The 20,004-nt window shown below is 44.5% G+C and carries 16 protein-coding genes and 1 riboswitch; of the genes, 7 read left to right on the top strand and 9 right to left on the bottom strand.

Going from position 1 to position 20,004, the window contains the following annotated elements; all coding sequences use genetic code 11:
* Nucleotides 1–91 precede the first annotated feature (91 nt).
* The 4 genes from ACTSEZ_RS16690 to ACTSEZ_RS16675 all read right to left on the bottom strand — a co-directional run bounded on the left by ACTSEZ_RS16690 (nt 92) and on the right by ACTSEZ_RS16675 (nt 4,920).
* A complete protein-coding gene (locus tag ACTSEZ_RS16690) occupies nt 92–850 on the bottom strand; it encodes an anti-sigma factor (protein ID WP_369735407.1) in 759 nt (252 codons plus the stop codon).
* Nucleotides 843–1,406 carry an RNA polymerase sigma factor gene (locus ACTSEZ_RS16685; protein WP_369735406.1) on the bottom strand — a complete coding sequence of 188 codons (564 nt, stop codon included), beginning with the start codon at nt 1,404–1,406 and terminating at the stop codon, nt 843–845. Before ACTSEZ_RS16685 ends, ACTSEZ_RS16690 begins: the two co-directional genes overlap by 8 nt.
* Before the next feature lie 182 nt (nt 1,407–1,588).
* On the bottom strand, nt 1,589–2,632 hold the full coding sequence (locus ACTSEZ_RS16680) for a ribonucleotide-diphosphate reductase subunit beta (protein WP_369735405.1): 1,044 nt from the start codon (nt 2,630–2,632) through the stop codon (nt 1,589–1,591).
* 17 nt (nt 2,633–2,649) lie between these two features.
* A complete protein-coding gene (locus tag ACTSEZ_RS16675) occupies nt 2,650–4,920 on the bottom strand; it encodes a ribonucleoside-diphosphate reductase subunit alpha (RefSeq protein WP_369735404.1) in 2,271 nt (756 codons plus the stop codon).
* Between the two features lie 185 nt (nt 4,921–5,105).
* A riboswitch (cobalamin riboswitch) is annotated at nt 5,106–5,288 on the bottom strand.
* A 206-nt stretch (nt 5,289–5,494) separates the two neighbouring features.
* Here ACTSEZ_RS16675 and dat point away from each other — a divergent pair.
* A complete protein-coding gene (dat, locus tag ACTSEZ_RS16670) occupies nt 5,495–6,352 on the top strand; it encodes a D-amino-acid transaminase (protein WP_369735403.1) in 858 nt (285 codons plus the stop codon).
* A gap of 34 nt (nt 6,353–6,386) precedes the next feature.
* Here dat and nhaC read toward each other — a convergent pair whose 3' ends face one another.
* Both nhaC and ACTSEZ_RS16660 read right to left on the bottom strand, forming a co-directional pair.
* Complete coding sequence (gene nhaC, locus ACTSEZ_RS16665) at nt 6,387–7,763, bottom strand: Na+/H+ antiporter NhaC (RefSeq protein ID WP_369735402.1); 1,377 nt, start codon at nt 7,761–7,763, stop codon at nt 6,387–6,389.
* Nucleotides 7,764–7,976: 213 nt separating this feature from the next.
* On the bottom strand, nt 7,977–8,492 hold the full coding sequence (locus ACTSEZ_RS16660) for a universal stress protein (protein WP_369735401.1): 516 nt from the start codon (nt 8,490–8,492) through the stop codon (nt 7,977–7,979).
* A gap of 188 nt (nt 8,493–8,680) precedes the next feature.
* On the opposite strand from ACTSEZ_RS16660, the gene ACTSEZ_RS16655 reads away from it, so the two are divergent.
* Complete coding sequence (locus ACTSEZ_RS16655; protein ID WP_369735399.1) at nt 8,681–11,008, top strand: transglycosylase domain-containing protein; 2,328 nt, start codon at nt 8,681–8,683, stop codon at nt 11,006–11,008.
* An 854-nt stretch (nt 11,009–11,862) separates the two neighbouring features.
* On the opposite strand, the gene ACTSEZ_RS16650 is transcribed toward ACTSEZ_RS16655, so the two are convergent.
* Nucleotides 11,863–12,177 (bottom strand): hypothetical protein, encoded by a 315-nt coding sequence (locus ACTSEZ_RS16650; protein WP_369735398.1) that lies wholly within the window; start codon nt 12,175–12,177, stop codon nt 11,863–11,865.
* A gap of 506 nt (nt 12,178–12,683) precedes the next feature.
* Here ACTSEZ_RS16650 and bmrC point away from each other — a divergent pair.
* Both bmrC and ACTSEZ_RS16640 read left to right on the top strand, forming a co-directional pair.
* Nucleotides 12,684–14,441 carry a multidrug ABC transporter ATP-binding protein BmrC gene (gene bmrC / locus ACTSEZ_RS16645; protein WP_369735396.1) on the top strand — a complete coding sequence of 586 codons (1,758 nt, stop codon included), beginning with the start codon at nt 12,684–12,686 and terminating at the stop codon, nt 14,439–14,441.
* Nucleotides 14,438–16,456 carry an ABC transporter ATP-binding protein gene (locus ACTSEZ_RS16640; protein ID WP_369735395.1) on the top strand — a complete coding sequence of 673 codons (2,019 nt, stop codon included), beginning with the start codon at nt 14,438–14,440 and terminating at the stop codon, nt 16,454–16,456. Before bmrC ends, ACTSEZ_RS16640 begins: the two co-directional genes overlap by 4 nt.
* A 48-nt stretch (nt 16,457–16,504) precedes the next feature.
* On the opposite strand, the gene ACTSEZ_RS16635 is transcribed toward ACTSEZ_RS16640, so the two are convergent.
* Nucleotides 16,505–17,116: an NAD(P)-dependent oxidoreductase gene (locus tag ACTSEZ_RS16635; protein ID WP_369735394.1), complete on the bottom strand. Its 612-nt coding sequence runs from the start codon at nt 17,114–17,116 to the stop codon at nt 16,505–16,507.
* Nucleotides 17,117–17,299: 183 nt separating this feature from the next.
* Between ACTSEZ_RS16635 and ACTSEZ_RS16630 the strand changes: the two genes are divergently transcribed.
* From ACTSEZ_RS16630 to ACTSEZ_RS16620, 3 genes are read left to right on the top strand one after another with little or no spacing between them, the layout of a single operon-like run.
* Nucleotides 17,300–18,112 (top strand): amino acid ABC transporter substrate-binding protein, encoded by an 813-nt coding sequence (locus tag ACTSEZ_RS16630; RefSeq protein WP_369735392.1) that lies wholly within the window; start codon nt 17,300–17,302, stop codon nt 18,110–18,112.
* Nucleotides 18,099–18,800 (top strand): amino acid ABC transporter permease, encoded by a 702-nt coding sequence (locus tag ACTSEZ_RS16625; RefSeq protein ID WP_369735582.1) that lies wholly within the window; start codon nt 18,099–18,101, stop codon nt 18,798–18,800. Before ACTSEZ_RS16630 ends, ACTSEZ_RS16625 begins: the two co-directional genes overlap by 14 nt.
* 15 nt (nt 18,801–18,815) lie before the next feature.
* Nucleotides 18,816–19,553 (top strand): amino acid ABC transporter ATP-binding protein, encoded by a 738-nt coding sequence (locus ACTSEZ_RS16620; RefSeq protein ID WP_369735390.1) that lies wholly within the window; start codon nt 18,816–18,818, stop codon nt 19,551–19,553.
* 18 nt (nt 19,554–19,571) lie between these two features.
* Here the strand turns inward: ACTSEZ_RS16620 and ACTSEZ_RS16615 are convergent, their stop codons facing one another.
* Nucleotides 19,572–19,709 carry a hypothetical protein gene (locus tag ACTSEZ_RS16615; protein ID WP_369735389.1) on the bottom strand — a complete coding sequence of 46 codons (138 nt, stop codon included), beginning with the start codon at nt 19,707–19,709 and terminating at the stop codon, nt 19,572–19,574.
* Between the last annotated feature and the right edge of the window lie 295 nt (nt 19,710–20,004).

Raw genomic sequence — 20,004 nt, 5'->3', positions numbered from 1 at the left:
ATTTTTTGTTGAGAGAGGGGAGCAATACGGCTCAAAAAGAGGTTTCATGACAAAAAAAAGAGGGTACGGTAGTACCGTACTCTCTGGGGGACTATAGCTGTGACGCCAGAACAACAGCGCCTTCAGGAGCCTTATTTCCTGCTTTAGGTTCAATCGTTATGGCTATCGTATCCCAGTTGAATCCGCCTTCCAGATTCATTTCGTACATGACGGCACCATGTCCGGATGAATCTGGAACGAATGAACCTGCCGCAACCGGCTTGTCATTTTCAATCAGCCATACTTGATAGACTTCGCCTTCATCGAGCTGCTTCAGCTGTTCGGCCTGAAGGAAGACCATTTCTTTGGAATCTTTTTTCATCAATGCTGCCATTGCCGTCGTTTCGCTCAGCTGATCATCAACCGGTGCAAGTGCAACCTGTTTTTGCAGATCATCGATACTAATGTTTTCTTCCGGAGACTCATTTTCCATCTGAGTGAAAAAATAAGCATTTCCGAGCAATGATGCAAACAGCAGAGCTGCAACAGACGGGAGGACAAATCGATTTGGCCGTTTTTCGGACTTGATTTGAACCGGGAGGTTTACCAGGTTGTTCCGGTCATCTTTATTTTGCTCAACAGCAGCAGAATCAGACTCAAACACATTTCCGAGAATCCTCTGTTTCATTTCCTGTGGAGGCTGAACCGGTTCAGAGAGATAAGGGAGGTCTTCGGTCAGAGAGGTCAATTCCTGAAGTTCTTCTCTGCAATCAGGACATGACTCCAAATGAGCTTCAAACTCGGCTTTTTCTTCCGGCGGTAAACTTTCACTAAAATAATCGTACAGCTTCTCACACATTTGGCTACTCATCCATAACCCTCCCTTCTTTTTCAAGCATGCTCCTCAAGTGTTTCAGCGCAAGCCTGATTCGTCCTTTAACAGTTCCAAGCGGAATCTGGTACACATCCGAGATCTTCTGCTGGGTAAATCCTTTAAAATAGAAAAGTTCTATCATCTGCTGCTGGTCCTTTTTCAGTTTGGCCACAGCTTCTCGTAAAATCTCGCCTTTTTCCATCCATTCAACCTCATGTTCGACTGACTGTTCAGGAGTGGAAACAGAATCCTTTTCTAATATTTCGACGGTGTCCGTCTTTTTATGTTTGCGGATCAGGTCGATGGCCTGATTTCTTGTGACGGTTAATAGCCAGGAAGTGAATTTTCCTTTGCTGCTGTCATAGACACGGTTCCCGTGCCACAGCTTCATAAAGACATCCTGAAGAACTTCTTCAGCGAGGGTATGATCATGAGTAATGCGGAAGGCAAAAGAGTAAAGCAGCTTTTCGTAGCGGTCGTACATAGCTTCCAGAGCATCTTTGTCTTTCCTCAGGATCCTTTCGTACAGTATAGCGTCGTCGTTTACTGTCATCTCCTAATCTCCTCTAATTTAATCAGACATTCATCTAAATTAAAGAATATCATTTTTTGTCGCAAATTGGAAAGCGGGAGATGGTTTTTCCTGATGTAAAGCTAACGGAAAAAAATTGAATTTGTATCACTGATTTCTCAAAAAAAAAAAACGCCGTTAAGGCGCTTTTCGTCATAAGTGATTTACAAGTCATCAAACCCGTTGTCAATCGAATTGACTTTCGTATACTGTCTGGACTTTTGCTCGAAAAAATCGGATTTCCCAAGGTCAACTTCCTCATAGGCCTTGATCCATTTCAGCGGGTTTGTCCGGTTGGCTTCAAACGGGCGCTCAAAGCCAAGCTGATTGCACCGGACGTTTGCATAAAACTTAATATAATCTTCCACATCCTGCATATGGATGCCGTCTATTTTGTTTCCGATAATGGTGCGTCCCCACTCGATTTCAAGGGAGGCTGCTTCTTTAAAGGTTTCCTGAACAAATGCTGCCAGATCAGCCGTATCATATTCCGGATATTCGCGGAGAATTTCCTTGAAGATTTTCACGAACAGATCCACATGAATTTGCTCATCCCGATTAATATAGTTAATCATCGTGGAAGTGGCGACCATTTTCTGATTGCGTGCGAGGTTATAGAAATACGCAAATCCTGAGTAGAAAAAGAGTCCTTCAAGAATAACGTCATATACAATGGATTTCAGCAGATTCAGCACATTCGCTTCTTCCGCAAAAGCCTGATAGCCGCTTGTCACAAATTCATTTCTCTTCCGCAGCGTCGGTTCGCTGCGCCAGTATTCAAACACTTCATCCTGAACATGCTTTGGAACAATGCTAGACAAAACATATGAGTAGGAATGATTGTGGATGACTTCCTGCTGGGCAAGCATAATCATCAGGGCGTTTATGCTTGAGTCTGTTATATACTCAGCTACTTTTCCTGCGTAGTCCGTCTGGATGCTGTCAAGAAGGGCGAGCAGGCCGATGATTTTCAAAAATGCCTCCTGTTCGTCGCCGGAAAGCTCTGGAAACTGTTTAATGTCCCCTGACATATTGATTTCAAACGGCGTCCAGAAATTGGAGAGCATTTTTTTATATTTTGCATAGGCCCAGGGATAAGATACGTCGTCCCAGTTTAAAACGTTTGAGCTCCTCCCGTTAATGATGGAAGTTGAACGGTTCGGCGCAGAAGCGTCCATGATCGGACGCGCATTCAATGAGTGTGTCATATGCCATCTCTCCTTTATCAGCTTGCGCAGGATTCGCAGTCTTCGATCTCGCTTGATGTTGACCGGACATAGTAAGTGGTTTTAAGGCCCGCTTTCCATGCGGTCAGATGCAAGTCCAGCAGCTCTTTTGCTTTTATGGTGTTGCGGACGTAAAAGTTAAATGAGACAGACTGATCGATGTGCTTTTGTCTGGCTGCGTTCTGTTTAATGCTCCACATCTGGTCAATCAAATAGGCTGATTTATAAAACCAGGTGGTTTCAGCATTCAAGTCCGGTGCAGTAACGGGGATTTTGTAGTCTTTTTTCTCTTCAGAGTACATTTTTTGAAAAATCGGATCGATGCTTGCCGTGCTTCCCGCGAGAATGGATGTTGAAGCATTCGGGGCAACGGCCATTAAATAGCCGTTTCGAATGCCGTTTTCTTTGATTTTTTCTGAAAGCTCATCCCATGGCATAGAGTCAGGTGTATAGTTTCTGTTCTTAAAGTAGTCGCCGGTATGCCAGTCTGAGCCTTCAAAGACAGGATAGGCGCCTTTTTCCTCTGCAAGCCTCATGCTTGCCTGAATGGTGTAAAAGGCTATTTTCTCATATAGCTCATCTGCAAACTGAACGGCTTCTTCGTCTTCCCAGCGCAGGCGCTTGAGCGCAAGCAGGTGGTGCCATCCAAAGGTTCCGAGGCCGACTGCGCGGTACTTTTTGTTTGTGAGCTTGGCCTGAAGAACGGGAATATCATTTAAATCAATGACATTATCGAGCATTCTGACCTGGATTGTGATCAGCCGCTCCAGCACATCATCTGACACAGCCCGGGCAAGGTTGATGGAAGAAAGGTTGCACACAACAAAATCTCCCGGAGTTTTAACGGTAATGATTTTGCCGTCCTCTGTGTACTGTTCATCCATTGTTGTCGGGCTTTGGTTTTGAGTGATTTCTGTACAGAGATTGCTGCAGTAAACCATTCCTTTATGCGCATTGGGGTTTTTCCGGTTCACTTCATCCCGGTAAAACATAAAGGGGGTTCCTGATTCAAGCTGGCTTTTCATAATGCCCTTCATAATGTCAATCGCAGGAACCGTGGTTTTTGAGAGCTCCGGGTGATTGGCGCATTCCCAATATTTTTCGCGGAACGAACCTGAGCCAACTTTCTCATCATAGTAATCTTCCAGCGAGTAACCCATGACTTTCCGTACTTCATGAGGGTCGAACAAATGCCACTCTCCTCGGTTTTCTGCCTGTTCCATGAACAGGTCCGGCAGGCATACGCCGGTGAAGAGGTCATGCGTCCGTAAACGCTCATCACCATTGTTCAGCTTGGAATCAAGGAATGAAAAGATATCCTTGTGCCAAACGTCAAGGTAAACGGCAATCGCGCCTTTTCTTTGCCCGAGCTGATCCACGCTTACCGCCGTATTGTTAAGCTGCTTCATCCACGGGATGACACCGGATGACACTCCTTTAAAGCCTTTAATATCACTGCCGCGGCTGCGGATCTTCCCGAGATAAACTCCGATGCCGCCGCCTGATTTTGAGAGATTGGCAATGTCTGTATTGCTGTCAAAGATGCCCTGCAGGCTGTCATCAACTGTATCAATAAAACAGCTGGACAGCTGTCCGACAGGCTTTCCTGCGTTTGACAAAGTTGGAGTCGCAACGGTCATATACAAATTGCTGAGTGCCCAGTAGGCTTCTTTTACAAGCTGAAGGCGGTGTTCCGTTTCTTCCTTTGCCATCAGCGTCATGGCGATGACGAGATACCGCTCCTGGGGAAGCTCATAAACCGACTTGTCATAATCTCTCGCAAGATACCGGTCAGAGAGTGTCCGCAGCCCGATGTATGTAAAAAGCTTGTCTTTGTCATGGTCGATGACTTGCGAAAGCTGCTCAATTTCTTCTTCGGAATAAGAATCAAGAAGATGTCTGCTGTAGATGCCTTTTGCCGTAAGGGTTTTGATCAGTGACAGGAAGGTGCCGCCCCCTGATTTCCTGTTGAATGCAGCTTCTTTATAAAGCTTTTTAAGATAAATCCGGGCACAGAAATAGGTCCATTCCGGCTGCAGCTCACTGATATTTGAGAGGCCTTCGAGAATAAGCAGGTTGGTCACCTGAGAGGCAGAACAGACAGTGCGGCCTTCCATGCTTTGAACAGCTCTTTCGGTGTATGTACGGAGGTCAAGCTCTTTAAAATCTTTTCCGGTTTCAGAAATAAAGTCAGTCAGTCGCTCCTGTGAGAACGGGGCTTTTTCGTTTGTCAGTTCGTTTACAATGATAGTAGTCATTTTGGTTGCCATAAGACATCCTCCTCATTTATAGTTCGGATTTTCGTATAATGGTCCATGATCTTTCAGGGAAATTACTGCGGAAAATCAAAAAAACCGCCCATGAGAACATGAGCGGATCAAACGATAGAATAAGAGGGTGCACGCATCCCTGTTACTGGCCATCGTTTCATCTCCTCAGTCCCCGAAGAATTCGAAACTTCTGCAAATCTAAGGCAGGTCTCCTGACTTGTGATCACTCTGCGCTGAGTCCTTCCCATACATTTCTCTCGTACAGTGGTATTCCCAGTTCGTCACACTTACAGTTGCGGGGACAGTTCCGGATTTGCACCGGATTCCCTTTTAAGCCAACATGTTGGCACCTTGATTTGCTGTTAATTTCAATATGTAGTATTTTAATTTAAGTGAATAATCAATATGTTGTGTCATTTGATATTCTCATCATAAATGACACGGGGTGAAATTTCAACTGAAATCTATGAAAATGTCGAAAGAAAAATAGAAAACCATTTTACAGTTCAGCGTGTTTCATCATACCATAGGTTTAAGGGCAGCTTACACTAAGTCTTAAAAAAGGAGATTTATCATGTACATACTTGTTAACGGTGAGTATAGGAAGCGAGATGAAGTTTCGATTGATCTTGAAGACAGGGGCCATCAGTTCGGTGACGGGGTCTACGAGGTCATCAGAGTGTATGATGGAGCATATTTTGCGATGAAGGAGCATATGGAGCGGTTCATTCGAAGCGGAAAAGAAATTAAAATCGCCCTTCCATATACGATAGAGGAGCTGACGAATCAGCTTGAAGAACTTCTCCGCCTGAATAAGACAGAAGACGGCGGTGTTTATATGCAGGTAACAAGAGGAGCTGCCGCTAGAAAGCATCTGTTTCCTGGCAAGGATACGGTTCCTGAATTAACGGCCTATCCGATTCCATGCTCAAAACCCGTAAAAGAGCAGGAGGAAGGAATTTCTCTCTGTCTGCTTGAAGACGTGCGCTGGCTCAGATGCGATATCAAAAGCTTGAATCTTCTCGGAAATGTCCTTGCGAAACAGGAGGCACATGACCGCGGGGCTTATGAAGCGCTGCTTCACCGAAGCGGCATGATTACGGAGGGGTCATCCTCTAATTTCTACGGGGTGAAAAATGGAAGTGTGTTTACCCATCCTGCGAATAACCTGATTCTGAATGGTGTTACGAGAATGAAAGTAGAGGAGCTTTGCAGACAGAACGGAATTGAGTTTCTGGAAGAAAGACTGAACACAGACGGTCTTGCCTCTCTCGATGAAGCTTTTATCACCTCTACGACCAGTGAAGTGATTCCTGTAATAAAGGTTGATGAAAGAAAAATTGGAGAAGGAATACCCGGACCTGTCACAAGAAAGCTTCAAAAGCTGTTTGATGAACTGATTGCAATTGAAACGAAAGTGGTCGAGAGATAATAAAAATCCCGCCTGGGTAAGGCGGGATTTTCTGCTAGACTGTATGTTTCCGGGCAGGAAGGAATCCAAACAGGATAGAAAACAATGGAGACAAATAGAGAAAGAACGCAAATGGCAGATACGAAATGACGTCGACACCAAGTGTCTGCGCGAAAAAGGCCCCGCTTACTCCCCAGGGAATAAGGGGATTGATCAGTGTTCCGGCATCTTCAAGGGATCTTGATAAATATTTCTTTTCAACGTTCAGTTTTTCATAGGCCGGTTTAAACGACTGACCTGGTATGAGTATGGACAAATACTGTTCTCCCGTTACGAGATTAACTCCGATTGAAGAAGAAATGGTTGCAAGGATCAGCTGCCCTTTGACTTTGATTCTCTCAATCAATCCGTTTAATAAAGTCTGAATCAGCTGCATTTTATCCATCAATCCGCCTAAAGCAAAGGCGATCATGATCAGCGAAATGGACCACATCATAGATTGAAGCCCGCCGCGGTTCAGCATTTGCCGGACGGTTTCCTGCTGAATATCAAACACTGTTCCATTTTGCAGAACAGCTAAGAGACCGGAAAGATTTGTCCCGTCCTGAATGAGGAGACCTGTGATGCCGGCAGTTGCTATGCCTGCAGCAAGAGCAGGAATAACAGGTACCCTGGAAATGGCAAGACCAATCACAATCAGAGGAGAGATCAAAGTCCATGGACTGATTGTTACGTGCTCCTTCATGATCGTCATAATTTCTTTGATGTTATCAAGTGTCGCTGCGTCAGCCGCAAGTGTTGTCCCCATATACCAGAAAAGAACAGCTGTTATCGCATAAGCTGGAATTGTTGTCTTTGACATATGGCGGATATGTGTGAAAATATTGACCTCGGCCACACCGGAGGCAAAGTTCGTCGTATCTGACATCGGCGACATTTTATCACCGAAGCATGCTCCGCAAATAACAGCCCCTGCAGCCCATTCAACAGGAACTCCTGCAGCAATCGCCACTCCCATAAGAGCAACTCCGACTGTGCTGACCGTTGTAAAACTGCTGCCCACAAGGCTTGAAATAATGGTGCAGCATATAAGAGTCAAAATCAGAAGGTACGCCGGATCTATGATGGACAAAGCAGCTATCATAACAGTCGGTATCGTACCGCTGAACATCCAGGCTCCAATAAGGATTCCGATAAGAGCCAGAATAATGATCGGCTGAACACCGGATTGAATGCCTTTTACAATTCCGTCCTCAATATCCTTCCAGGAGTACTTATATAGGACTGCAGCGCCGCTGAGAAAAACAAGGCAAAGCATCAGCGGAAGATGCGGTTCTGTTTTTAAGTAAAATAAACTGATGAAAATAATGCCGATCATCGATAAAAATAGAATCACTGAACCAGTGAATGAGAGTGATTTTGATTGATTCATAAATTGAAATTCCTTCCTTTTATACTTAAACGCTTTTATGCTTTTGTGCATAAAAGTATTATATCAGTCTATTGATCTATGTCAACTGGTGATAAAAGTAAAAGGAACTGGAGTCTGGAAGGAACGAAAAAACCCCTGAAACTTTGTTTGTGTCAGGGGTTTTTGAGTAGCACTCAAAAAAACGGATGCTCTAAAAAGCACCCGTTATCACATTTATTTTGCAATCAGCACTGAAATATTCGACTGATGATGCACTTTATCGCTAACTCCGCCGAAAAGCAGTTTTTTAAGGCCTCCTGAATCACTGTTGCCCATAATGATGAGATCGGCTGCATGTTCATCAGCAAATGCAAGGATGGCATCTGCAGGGGAGCCTGACAGAATCTCAACGTCTCCAGTTGCCTGGTTCTCATCAAGCTTCATTCGGATCCTCGACGTGACTTCATCAGAATGGTCGAAGTATTCATTCTTCGGCTGATCATCAAACTGCCGTGCCGCATCAGGCGCCACCGGATAGTTCTGAAGGTTATCAGTCAGGTAACCGTTTGCAGGAGCACTCGGAATAGCGGGCCTTACGCCTCCTGTATTCATGGCGTGCTCTGCCTGATAGACGTGAACAACGGTTAATCGAGTGCCAAGCTGCTTGCTCAGCTGAATTCCTTTAACAAGAGCTGCTGAACTTTCATCCTGTCCGTCATAAGCTACAACAATGTGGTGAAATGTATCCAAGTTCATTCATTCCTTTCTTTTGGCAGATGATTTGGTTTCTTTGTAAATACCCTGATATTTCCTTGGGAAAACGTTCATCTGTCAGAAATTTAGCTGAGGCGGACACATATTTTTATTAATAGGCGTACACCTGTTGTAATTGGGGTAATAAGAGATAGGATTTATTTTTCTATATCAGGGGGTTATCCATGTTTAAGTCACTATTTTCCATTAAGGGTGTGTTCATGAAACTGCTCATCTTCGTGCTGCTTTCAGTCATCCTTGTCTTTATGGTGCACAACTCAGTTATTGCATCGCAGGATGTGAGCAAATTAGAAGAACGAGCAAACGCCCCGACAATTATTTATGATCAGAACGGAGAAATCGCAAGCAAGATCTCAAGCTCCAAACAGGAATGGGTCAAGTATGAAGATGTGCCCGAACACTTTTATGAGGCGCTTCAGGCAACAGAGGACCAGAATTTCTACAAGCATAATGGGATCGACTATATCGGAATTGTCCGTGCTGCATTCAAGAATGTGCTGGCGGGAGGAGTTGTAGAGGGAGGAAGCACGCTGACACAGCAGCTTGCCAAAAATACCCTGCTTACTCACGATCAGACATTTAAACGGAAATTTGATGAGTATTTTATCTCTCAGAAGATTGAAGATGAATATTCAAAAGAAGAAATACTGGAACTTTACGTAAACAAAGTTTATTTCGGAGAGGGTGCCTGGGGACTTAAGCGGGCTTCAAAAGTATATTTTGGAAAAGAGCCTGCAGATCTGACCCTGAACGAATCAGCGATTCTTGTCGGCCTGATTAAAGCCCCGACGAATTATTCACCAGTCAAGAATATGGAAAAGTCTCTAGACCGGAGAGACGTTGTTCTGAAACTGATGAAAGAAGAAAACGTGATTACTGAAGCAGAAATGAACGAAGCGAAAAATGAAAAAGTCGTTCTTGAAAGAAAAGAACTGGATCAATACAAAGGCCGCTATCCTTCCTACGTGGATCACGTGATTGAAGAAGCGATCAAAAAATACGGATTAACGCAGAATGAAATCCTTGCCGGCGGGTTTGAAATCCATACAGAACTGCGCCAGGACATGCAGTCATCAATCGAAAACGTGTTTAAAGACGATGCGAATTTCCCTGACCTGGGCGGAGATCAGCTGGTGCAAAGCGGTGCCGTTCTCCTGAACCCTAAAACAGGCGGAGTCCAGGCACTGATCGGCGGCCGCGGAGAACACTCATTCAGGCAATTCAACAGGGCTACACAGCTGAAAAGACAGCCTGGTTCTACGATGAAGCCGATTTCGGTTTACACGCCGGCTCTTGAAAACGGGATGACTGTAAACTCCAAGCTTGAGGATAAGCCTCTTGACATTGACGGTTATAAGCCAGAGAACTTTGATGGTTCCTATCACGGCGAGGTTACGATGTATGAAGCTTTGGTGAAATCTCATAATGTGCCGGCTGTCTGGACGCTAAATGAGATTGGCGTTGCAAAAGGCGTAGATGCGACAGAGCGTTTCGGCCTGCCGATTACAGAGAATGACCGCAACCTGAGTCTTGCACTTGGAGGACTTGATGAGGGTGTTGCACCGCTTAACATGGCCGAAGCCTATTCCGCTTTTCCAAATGACGGCACGCGCGTAGAAGCTCATGCGATCACGAAAATTGTTGATGTGCAGGGCAACACCATTGCGGAATGGAAAAAGAAAGAAACAGAAGTAACGACTAAAGAAGTAGCCCAAACGATGACACACATGATGCTTGGGGTTGTCAAAGAAGGAACCGGAAAAAAAGCCGCTCTCGAAAAGCATGAGCTTGCGGCGAAAACAGGTTCCACCCAGCTTGGCATTGACGGCATCGACGGGACAAAGGACCAGTGGGTTGTCGGATTTACACCGAACGTAGTCGGTGCGCTGTGGCTCGGCTACGATCAGACAGATGAAAATCATTACCTGAAAACATCCAGCAGTGCAACAGCTGCACCGCTCTATAAAGTCATAATGGATGCAGCACTGAAAAACGAAAAGCCTGAAGACTTTAAACTTGCGCAGGTTAAGAAAGAAGAAAAGAAGCCCGTGAAGAAAAAAGAGACAGGCGGAGAGGAAAAAGAAAAGAAACGGGCTGAAGAAAGAAATAAAGAAGCTGACAAAAAGGCAGAACAAGATGCCAAAGCAAGAAAAGAAGAACAGAAACGGCTGAAGCAGGAAGAAAAAGCAAAAGCCGATGAAGAAAAGAGAAAAGCAGACGAGAAACAGCGCCAGGATGAGGAAGCAAAAAAAGCAGCAGAAGAAGCTAAACGGGCAGAAGAAGAGGCGCGGAAAGCTGAAGAAGAAGCACGGAAAGCAGAAGAGGAACGAAGAAAAGAAGAAGAGAAGAAAAAAGAAAAAGAAAAGCCAGCCGAGCCGCCAGCTGAGGAACCGGCAGCACCCGAAGAGCCAGCTGAGCCGGCAGAACCTGAGGAACCGCCAGCCGAGCCTGAAGAGCCTGCTGCACCTCCGGCAGACAGCGGGGGCGGTTAATTTTAGACCGAACAGGGAGACTCCTGTTCGGTTTTTTATGCGGATTTCGGTTGGAATGGCTGGCTTGCGATCGGGTGTTTTTTGGACGGGGGAATAGGACCATCAAAAGCATGAACCTGAAGATTGGTGAATCCAAACGGGTGGAATAGAACCATCAAAACGGGAAAGCAGAAGCTTGGTGGTTCCGAACGAGCAGAAAAGAACCATCAAAAAGGGTAAGCAGAAGTTTGATGGTTCCAAACAGGCAGAAAAGAACCATCAAAAAGGGTAAGCAGAAGTTTGATGGTTCCGAACGAGCAGAATAGAACCATCAACATCGGAAATCAGAAGCTTGATGGCACTAAACAAGCAGAATAGATCCATCAAAAGCATAAACCAGAAGTCTGGTGGTTCCGAACGGGTGGAATAGAACCATCAAACCCGCAAACCGGAAGCTTGACGGCACCAGCTCCCATCACCACCAACACAAAACAAAACACAACAAAAAACCGCATCCAAGTACGAACGCGGTTTTAAAACTCTTTATCCTAAAACATTGGCATAATATAAGTAATTAAAAACCATATAATTCCGAAGAAAATTACAAGATATGCTGTGTATTTGATAAAAGTGGCGCCAAGAAGGCTGTTATTTGTCTTGTGCTCTTCTTTTCGTTCAACATTTACTTGTTTGTGCTCAGACATAAGGTTCCTCTCCCTTATTGGTTTTTATAGGATAACGTTAAGCAGCCAGCCGATTACGACGATTGCTCCAATTACGATTAAAATAGTTCTGATCATAGCAGCGGTCTCCTTTTCTGTGGTGGATTAAAAACAGGGTGTCCTGACATTATCTTTTGTAAAAACCCTGGAGCTTTATACCTTTACTTTTTCAGCTGTATGCAGAAAGCTTGATGTAAAGCGTGATTCTGTTGAGCAGATGTCATCCATCTCAGCAAGTAGCTCGCCTGGATTTTCACCGTCAATTAAAACTTTTATTTGCTTTGAGCTTGACGTCATAAGAGAGAACGTTATCAAAGAAGGAAGTTTTGAAACATCCACAATGTTTCGTCTTCCAGCTATGAAGTACACCTTCCCGCTATAATTTTTGGCAAGCTGATTCAAACTGATCAGCTGGTCCATTCTGAATGGATTCTGAGTACAAAGACTTGTGGATACTAACTGGCTCATCATGTTCCTCCTTTGATTTTCCTATGTCGTTTGATAGTGTTCTTTACCTTGTTTTTAAGATGTTGAAACCTGTCTTTATAAAAATGAGAAAAATAGCGAAAAATCTTAATTGACAAAATAATGAAACGAATGGTAATCTATTTTAGGAATAAAATCAAAAAAATGGTAAAGGAGGGGTACAACATGAAAAAGTTCATTGCACGTCCGTTCGATCGCAAAAACCGTTTTTATGCAGCCCCGCCTTGCCTTCCGGCTATTTAGAGTTTTTGCTCTAAATACTTGTAAGCAAAAGGCACGGGGTATGCTGCACTGTATACTCATGTGCCTTTTTATGTTTGTGTAAAAAGGCAGATCTCTGACGGAGATGTGCCTTTTTTATATTTTTAAAACAAAAGAAGGAGGAAATGAAATGAATGTTTGGGTAAGCAAAGCTGAAAAACGCGTGAAGAAAGGCGATCCGGAAAGCGGCTAGTTACTTAAAAGGAAGTTTTAAGGGAGATGAAAGCATGTTTGCAGTTTTAGTGAAATTAGGATGGTTTTTTAAGAAATACTGGAAGCGCTATACAGCAGCGATTATTCTGCTTCTCGTTGTAAATGTTCTGGAGATTATTCCTCCAAAGCTGCTCGGGAACGCGATTGATGATATTCAGACAGGGAATTTTACGAGCAATTTGCTTGTGGAGTACATTGTATTATTTATCGGTCTTGGTGTACTTGTCTATTTTTTATCATACTTCTGGATGTACAGTTTATTTGGCGGAGCTCATCTCGCTGAGAGGATTTTAAGATCCAAGCTCATGGGCCAGTTTTTGGTCATGACTCCGCGTTTTTATGAAAAAAACAGAACGGGTGACTTAATGGCCCGTGCGACAAACGATTTAAAAGCGATATCGACTACAGCCGGTTTTGGGATCCTGACACTGGTTGATTCAAGCATGTTCATGCTGACGATTCTTTTAACAATGGGGATTCTCATCAGCTGGAAGCTTACGTTTGCGGCCATTCTTCCACTGCCGATCATGGCAATCGCCATGGGGATCTACGGGAAGAAGATTCATACGCGGTTCACGGCTGCTCAAGATGCATTTGGCGAAATGAACGATCAGGTGCTGGAATCAGTATCAGGAGTCAGGGTAATCCGCGCGTATGTTCAGGAACAGGCTGACGTGAACAGATTCAACGAACTGACTGATGATGTTTATAAAAAGAATGTTCATGTAGCCAAAATTGATGCCTTGTTTGAACCGACGATTAAGCTGCTTGTCGGCATCAGCTACTTAATTGGTCTCGGATACGGAGCGTATCTTGTTTTCCATAATGAAATTACCCTTGGAGAACTTGTTTCCTTTAACGTTTACCTTGGCATGATGATCTGGCCGATGTTTGCGATTGGCGAGCTGATCAATATTATGCAGCGCGGCAATGCCTCTCTGGACAGAATCAATGACACTCTTTCCTATGAGCCGGATGTGAAAAATGCCGATCAGCAGGTGCAGGTAAGTTCGCCTAAATCCATTGAATTCAAAAATGTGACATTCCGGTACCCATCTTCAAACGTGGGGAATTTAAACGCCGTCAGCTTCTCGGTCAAGCGGGGAGAAACAATCGGGATTGTCGGCAAAACCGGCAGCGGAAAAACAACGATTGTCAAACAGCTTTTGAGACAATATCCTGCAGGAAGCGGCGAGATTTTGATATCCGGTGTTCCAATTGAAAAAATCCCTCTTGAAACGCTGCAGCGGTTTATCGGGTATGTCCCGCAGGATCATGTCCTTTTTTCAAGAACGGTAAGAGAAAATATACTCTTCGGGAAAAAAGACGGATCTGATGAAGAACTGAATAAGGCCATTGATCTTGCATTTTTCAGAAAAGATCTTGAGATGCTTCCAGAGGGCCTTAACACACTCGTCGGAGAAAAGGGAGTCGCATTGTCAGGAGGCCAAAAGCAGCGGATTTCCATTGCACGTGCTCTTCTGATAGATCCTGAAATACTAATTCTGGATGATTCGCTGTCAGCTGTAGATGCAAAAACGGAAACGGCCATTATTTCGAATATCCGCAGCGAGCGTGCCGGAAAAACTACGTTTATTACAACGCACCGTCTTTCTGCGGTTGAGCATGCAGACTGGATTATCGTCCTTGATGAAGGGAAAATCATCGAGGAAGGCAGGCACGAAGCTCTGCTTGCCAAAAACGGCTGGTACAAGGAGCAATTCGAACGCCAGCAGATTGAAGCTGAAAACGAAGGCGGGGTGGGAGCATGAGCACAGGAAAACGATTATTCCGCTATGCAGCCCTTTATAAAAAAACGCTGATCGCAGCTCTCCTGATGCTTACGGTTGCCGTAGGTGCAGAGCTGACCGGTCCTTTCATCGCCAAGAAAATGATTGATGACCATATTCTGGGCATCGAAAAAACATGGTATGAAACAGAAAAAGGGGAGCAGACGGCTGCCTATAATGGCTCCTTTTACAAACGGGAAGATTATTTTGAGTCCGGTGAGGAAAAAGGGAAAGAAGTGCACATCCTCCAAGTGCAGCGGGATTATTATTTTATCCCAGGTGAGCTTCAGTTTGACGGAGAGCGCAATGCTGACGGAAATACAGTCACCATTGCAATGGGAGAGCAGTCCGAGTCGTATCAGGGAACGAAGCTGTCTTCTAAAGAGCTGTTTGCTTTTTATGAACCTGAAATCGGGGGGCTGCTGACGTTAATTTTTATTTATTTCGGCCTGCTTGTTTTTGCCTCTTTCTTTCATTACGGACAGCGTTATTTTCTCCAGGTTACATCCAACAGGATTATACAGAAAATGCGCCAGGATGTTTTTGCCCATATTCAAAGACTGCCGGTTGTCTATTTTGACAACCTCCCAGCAGGGAAAGTCGTAGCGAGGATTACAAATGATACAGAGGCGATCAGAGAGCTGTTCGTTGCGGTTCTGTCGACGTTCTTTACAAGTGCGATTTATATTACAGGAATCTTTGTTGCGTTATTCCTGCTTGATGTGAAACTTGCCTTGATCTGTATGGTCATCCTTCCGATTCTTGCAGTATGGAGTGTGGTATACAGAAAGTATGCATCAGATTACAACCATAAGATCAGATCGCTCGTCAGTGACATTAACGGAATGATCAATGAATCCATCCAGGGGATGACGATCATCCAGGCTTTCCGGAGACAGGAAGAAACTAGAGCTGAATTTGAAGAGATGAATGATTCCCATTTTCATTATCAGAACAAGCTTTTGAGCCTGAACTCTCTACTTTCGCACAACATGGTCGGATTTATGAGAAACTGTGCCTTTGTTGCACTGATCTGGTATTTTGGGGGCGCCTCGATCGGTGTCGGTTCCATGGTATCAATCGGAGTTCTCTATGCGTTTGTTGATTATCTTAACCGGCTTTTTCAGCCGATTACAGGCATTGTCAATCAGTTTGCCCAGCTTGAAACAGCACGTGTCTCAGCAGAGAGAGTCTTTACGCTGCTTGATGAAAAAGGGATCGATGTCAGCGAAAAGAAAGAGCCGCGCTACAAGGGCGATGTTACATTTGAAAATGTCTCGTTTGGCTATAAGGAAGGCGAATATGTCCTGAAGAATATTGACTTTCAGGCAAAACAGGGCGAGACGGTTGCGCTTGTCGGCCATACCGGTTCGGGAAAAAGTTCGATAATGAATCTTCTCTTCCGCTTTTACGACTCCAAGGAAGGGAAAATCATGATAGACGGAAAAGACATCATGTCGATGCCGCGCCAGACTGTGCGGGAGCATATGGGGATTGTGCTTCAGGACCCGTTCCTGTTTACCGGAACCATTGCCGCGAATGTCAGTCTGAACAACCCTGCGATTTCACGTGAGCAAGTTGAAAAGGCACTAACTGATGTAGGTGCTGACAAACTCCTGAAACATTTGCCGCTTGGATTCGATGAACCGGTTATTGAAAAAGGAAGCACGCTTTCTTCCGGACAAAGGCAGCTCATTTCATTTGCCAGAGCACTTGCATTTGATCCCGCCATCCTGATTCTCGACGAAGCAACAGCGAGTATAGATACCGAAACAGAAGCGGTCATCCAGGAAGCGCTTGAGGTGCTGAAAAAAGGAAGAACAACCTTTATCATCGCCCACAGGCTTTCAACGATTAAGAATGCAGACCAGATTCTTGTGCTCGACCGCGGCGAGATTGCCGAGCGGGGCAGCCATGACGAGCTTATGAAACAAAAAGGAAAGTATTATCAAATGTATGAACTGCAGCAGGGGAAACAAAATTCCCTTGCAGGTTAAAAAGAAGAGCGTCCTCATCGGGCGCTCTTTTTAAGTTGTTTCATGTTGTCAGTAAGCAATCCCAACACGTTTTTTCACATAAAGATCTTCCGCAAGCACTTTATAGGCAAAATACCCCGTATCTTCTGCAGATATTTGTTTTCCTTCCACAGGCAGAAAATCTTCTTCCATTCTAAATGTTTTTGTCAATTCCCCATTCGGCAAATAGGTCGGGCACACGACAGTCCAGTCCAGCCCCGATTCTTTCAGGGATAAATAGGCATTTAAATGTTCGTTAGCTGCGCGGGTGAGGGTTCTGCGGGATTCGCCTGACTGAAATCTGTACAGATCAGGTGACGTTCTTGCCTGCAAAATTCCGGCTGTTCCAATTGTAATAATCCTGTTTATGCCTTCTTTTTTCATAGCTGAAATGATCAGAGGCACAGCAACTGTCAGAGTATCATTGCCGTCAGTGCCAAGACAGCTTACTACTGCGTCACAGCCTGTCAACGTTTTTTCAATGCTTGTAAGCTCTCTCGCATTTCCCGCAATGACCTGTACATGAGCCTCAACTTGCTGCGGATCACGGGCAAGCATCCTCACATGGTGGTTTTCTTCTAAAGCTGTTTTTAAGAAAGCTCTGCCGACTCTTCCGGTTCCTCCGAATAAAGCAATGTTCATCGTATCAGTCTCCAGTTCTTTTCTTTTAGTGTACTTTAAAATACCCTCAGAATAAAAACATACGCAGTCCAGAACTGGTTACACTAAAAAAGCGGAAACAAATAGATTGACAGCCATATGCAATCCGAGTAATATTCTAACGTAATGAATATAAAATCCGATAAGGTTACTGGGGGTTTAACAATGAAGAAATTATTCAGCTTAATTGCACTTTTATCAGTCTCAGCGCTGATTTTAGCTGCCTGCGGAACAGGCGGCGATAAAAAGAACGGAGGAGAGCAGGCTGGTGACGCCGGACTTTACGATAAAGTAAAAGAAGAAGGCGTGCTTGTGATTGGTACAGAGGGTACATACCCGCCGTTTACGTTTCATGATGACAGCAACAAACTGACAGGCTTCGATGTGGAAATTGCACAGGAGGTTGCTAAACGCCTTGGCGTGAAAGCCGAATTTAAAGAAACACAGTGGGATGCCATGTTTGCAGGCCTTGATGCCAAGCGTTTTGACATGATTGCAAACCAGGTAGGCATTAAGCCTGAACGCGAAGAGAAGTATGCATTCTCTGATCCGTACATTTCATCTGCAGCTGTACTTGTGACTCATAAAGACAACAAAGACATTAAGTCATTTAAAGATCTTGAAGGCAAAAAAGCGGCTCAATCCCTTACAAGCAACTACGGTGAAATTGCGAAAGAAAACGGAGCTGAGCTTGTAGGTGTCGAAGGGTTTACACAGGCAATCGATTTAATCAATTCCAAACGAGTTGATGCAACCATCAATGATAAGCTTTCTGTTCTCGATTTCCAGAATCAGCGCAAAAACGCACCGATTCAAATCGTGGATGAAAGCAAGGATGCTGCACAAAGCGGTCTGATGTTCCGTAAAGACAGCGGAAAATTAGTGGAAGAAGTCAATAAAGCACTAGCTGAAATGAAAGAAGACGGCACGTACAAGAAGATTTCAGAGAAATGGTTTGGCGAAGATGTATCTGAATAACATTTTTGCAGATCCTGAACGTTTAGAACGTTTGGCCAATATTGCACAAAGTTCCCTTCTCCCTTTGGTGAAGGGAGCTTTGTATTATACCCTTCCCCTAACGCTTATTACGTTTACAGTTGGGCTGGTTTTAGCCGTCCTGACAGCTCTTGCGAGAATTTCAACGGTTAAGCCGCTGCAGTGGATCGCACGGTTTTATGTCTCCATTATCAGAGGCACGCCGCTGCTTGTCCAGCTGTTCATTATCTTTTACGGCCTGCCGAGTATCGGGGTGACAATCAGTCCGTTCATCTCAGCAATTATCGGCTTTTCTTTGAATGTCGGTGCCTATGCTTCTGAAATTATGAGAGCGGCGATTCTGTCAACGCCGAAAGGCCAGTGGGAGGCGGGATACTCCATTGGAATGAGCTATTCCCAGACACTGAAACGCATCGTTCTGCCGCAGGCAGCGAGGGTGTCGATACCGCCGCTTTCAAATACGTTCATCAGTCTGGTGAAAGATACGTCACTTGCCTCATTAATTCTTGTAACAGAGATGTTCAGAAAGGCTCAGGAAATTGCTTCAACGAATTACGAATTTCTGCTGATGTATTCCATGGCAGGACTCTTGTACTGGATCATCTGTTTTATCCTTTCTGTCGTTCAGCAGCAGATTGAAGGAAAGCTGGACCGCTATGTTGCAAAATAAGAAAGGAGAATACGCATGATTTCAATTAAAGAGCTGCACAAGAGCTTTGGTGAACTGGACGTTTTAAAAGGAATCGATCTTGATATTCCAAAAGGGAAAGTAGTCGTTGTCATCGGTCCTTCAGGTTCGGGCAAAACAACGTTTTTGCGGTGTTTGAACGTGCTTGAGATGCCGAATAAAGGCAGGATTACGCTTGATCAGCAAACACTTGATTTTACGAAGCCTGTTCCTAAGAAAACCATTACAGAATTCAGAAGCAATACAGGAATGGTTTTTCAAAGCTACAATCTTTTTCCTCATAAAACTGCCCTGGAAAATGTCATTGAAGGGCCAGTGATTGTTAAAAAAACAGACAAAGAAACAGCGGAAAAAAAAGCGAAGGTCCTGCTTGAGAAAGTTGGCCTGGGAGACAAAATGGACTTCTATCCGTTTCAGCTCTCAGGCGGCCAGCAGCAGCGTGTAGGCATTGCAAGAGCTCTTGCAATGGAACCTAAGGTGATGCTGTTTGATGAACCAACCTCTGCGCTTGATCCGGAATTAGTGGGTGAAGTACTGAAAGTAATGAAGGATCTCGCTTCTGAGGGAATGACAATGGTTGTCGTAACGCATGAAATGAGATTTGCAAAAGAAGCAGCTGATGAAGTGATTTTCATGGACGGGGGAGTCATTGTCGAACAGGGCACACCGGTAGCCTTGTTCAACTCGCCAAAAGAAGAACGGACGAAAAAATTCCTCAGAAAACTTGAAGAGTAGGCGGAAAGCCTGCTCTTTTTATTTTGCCTGCTTTATCAGCTCTTTTTTTTCCTGTTCAAAATAATACACCCGGGGCATGTTAAGATGGACAACCATCTCATGTGCAAGACTTACACAAACGAAAGTGACCGCTTTCCAATCAATCGCTTCGAGCATGGAGCATTCTCCTCATGGACGTTTTCTCTATATATATGGAAGCAGGAACTTGTTTGATACTAGCGGGAAGAAACTACTTTGGATTATAGGGAGAATGATGAAGGTTCTTTTTATGAACAGCTCTGCTTTGAGTAAATACAATCAGAAATTTAGTGGACTGCAGCGGAAGGCACTTGACTCCTGCGGGATGAAGAGGGCGCTGGAGACCCCGCAAGCGCAGCGAGTTATCATGAACGAAACTAGCTCCTTACTCGTAACATCGTAGGTTAATTTGGTTAGAATGTTTACTGGAAAA

The sequence above is a fragment of the Metabacillus mesotrionivorans genome, from assembly GCF_052171315.1.
GTDB lineage: Bacteria > Bacillota > Bacilli > Bacillales > Bacillaceae > Bacillus_P.
This window is presented reverse-complemented; position numbering and strand designations above follow the sequence as displayed.

Coding starts and splice junctions, on each gene's coding strand:
- ACTSEZ_RS16650 (WP_369735398.1), bottom strand. CDS start 12,177: ATGAGCCAGTTAGTATCCACAAGTCTTTGTACTCAGAATCCATTCAGA.
- ACTSEZ_RS16625 (WP_369735582.1), top strand. CDS start 18,099: ATGTATCTGAATAACATTTTTGCAGATCCTGAACGTTTAGAACGTTTG.
- nhaC (WP_369735402.1), bottom strand. CDS start 7,763: ATGAATCAATCAAAATCACTCTCATTCACTGGTTCAGTGATTCTATTT.
- dat (WP_369735403.1), top strand. CDS start 5,495: ATGTACATACTTGTTAACGGTGAGTATAGGAAGCGAGATGAAGTTTCG.
- ACTSEZ_RS16675 (WP_369735404.1), bottom strand. CDS start 4,920: ATGGCAACCAAAATGACTACTATCATTGTAAACGAACTGACAAACGAA.
- ACTSEZ_RS16640 (WP_369735395.1), top strand. CDS start 14,438: ATGAGCACAGGAAAACGATTATTCCGCTATGCAGCCCTTTATAAAAAA.
- ACTSEZ_RS16685 (WP_369735406.1), bottom strand. CDS start 1,406: ATGACAGTAAACGACGACGCTATACTGTACGAAAGGATCCTGAGGAAA.
- bmrC (WP_369735396.1), top strand. CDS start 12,684: ATGTTTGCAGTTTTAGTGAAATTAGGATGGTTTTTTAAGAAATACTGG.
- ACTSEZ_RS16680 (WP_369735405.1), bottom strand. CDS start 2,632: ATGACACACTCATTGAATGCGCGTCCGATCATGGACGCTTCTGCGCCG.
- ACTSEZ_RS16690 (WP_369735407.1), bottom strand. CDS start 850: ATGAGTAGCCAAATGTGTGAGAAGCTGTACGATTATTTTAGTGAAAGT.
- ACTSEZ_RS16615 (WP_369735389.1), bottom strand. CDS start 19,709: ATGCTCGAAGCGATTGATTGGAAAGCGGTCACTTTCGTTTGTGTAAGT.
- ACTSEZ_RS16630 (WP_369735392.1), top strand. CDS start 17,300: ATGAAGAAATTATTCAGCTTAATTGCACTTTTATCAGTCTCAGCGCTG.
- ACTSEZ_RS16620 (WP_369735390.1), top strand. CDS start 18,816: ATGATTTCAATTAAAGAGCTGCACAAGAGCTTTGGTGAACTGGACGTT.
- ACTSEZ_RS16655 (WP_369735399.1), top strand. CDS start 8,681: ATGTTTAAGTCACTATTTTCCATTAAGGGTGTGTTCATGAAACTGCTC.
- ACTSEZ_RS16635 (WP_369735394.1), bottom strand. CDS start 17,116: ATGAACATTGCTTTATTCGGAGGAACCGGAAGAGTCGGCAGAGCTTTC.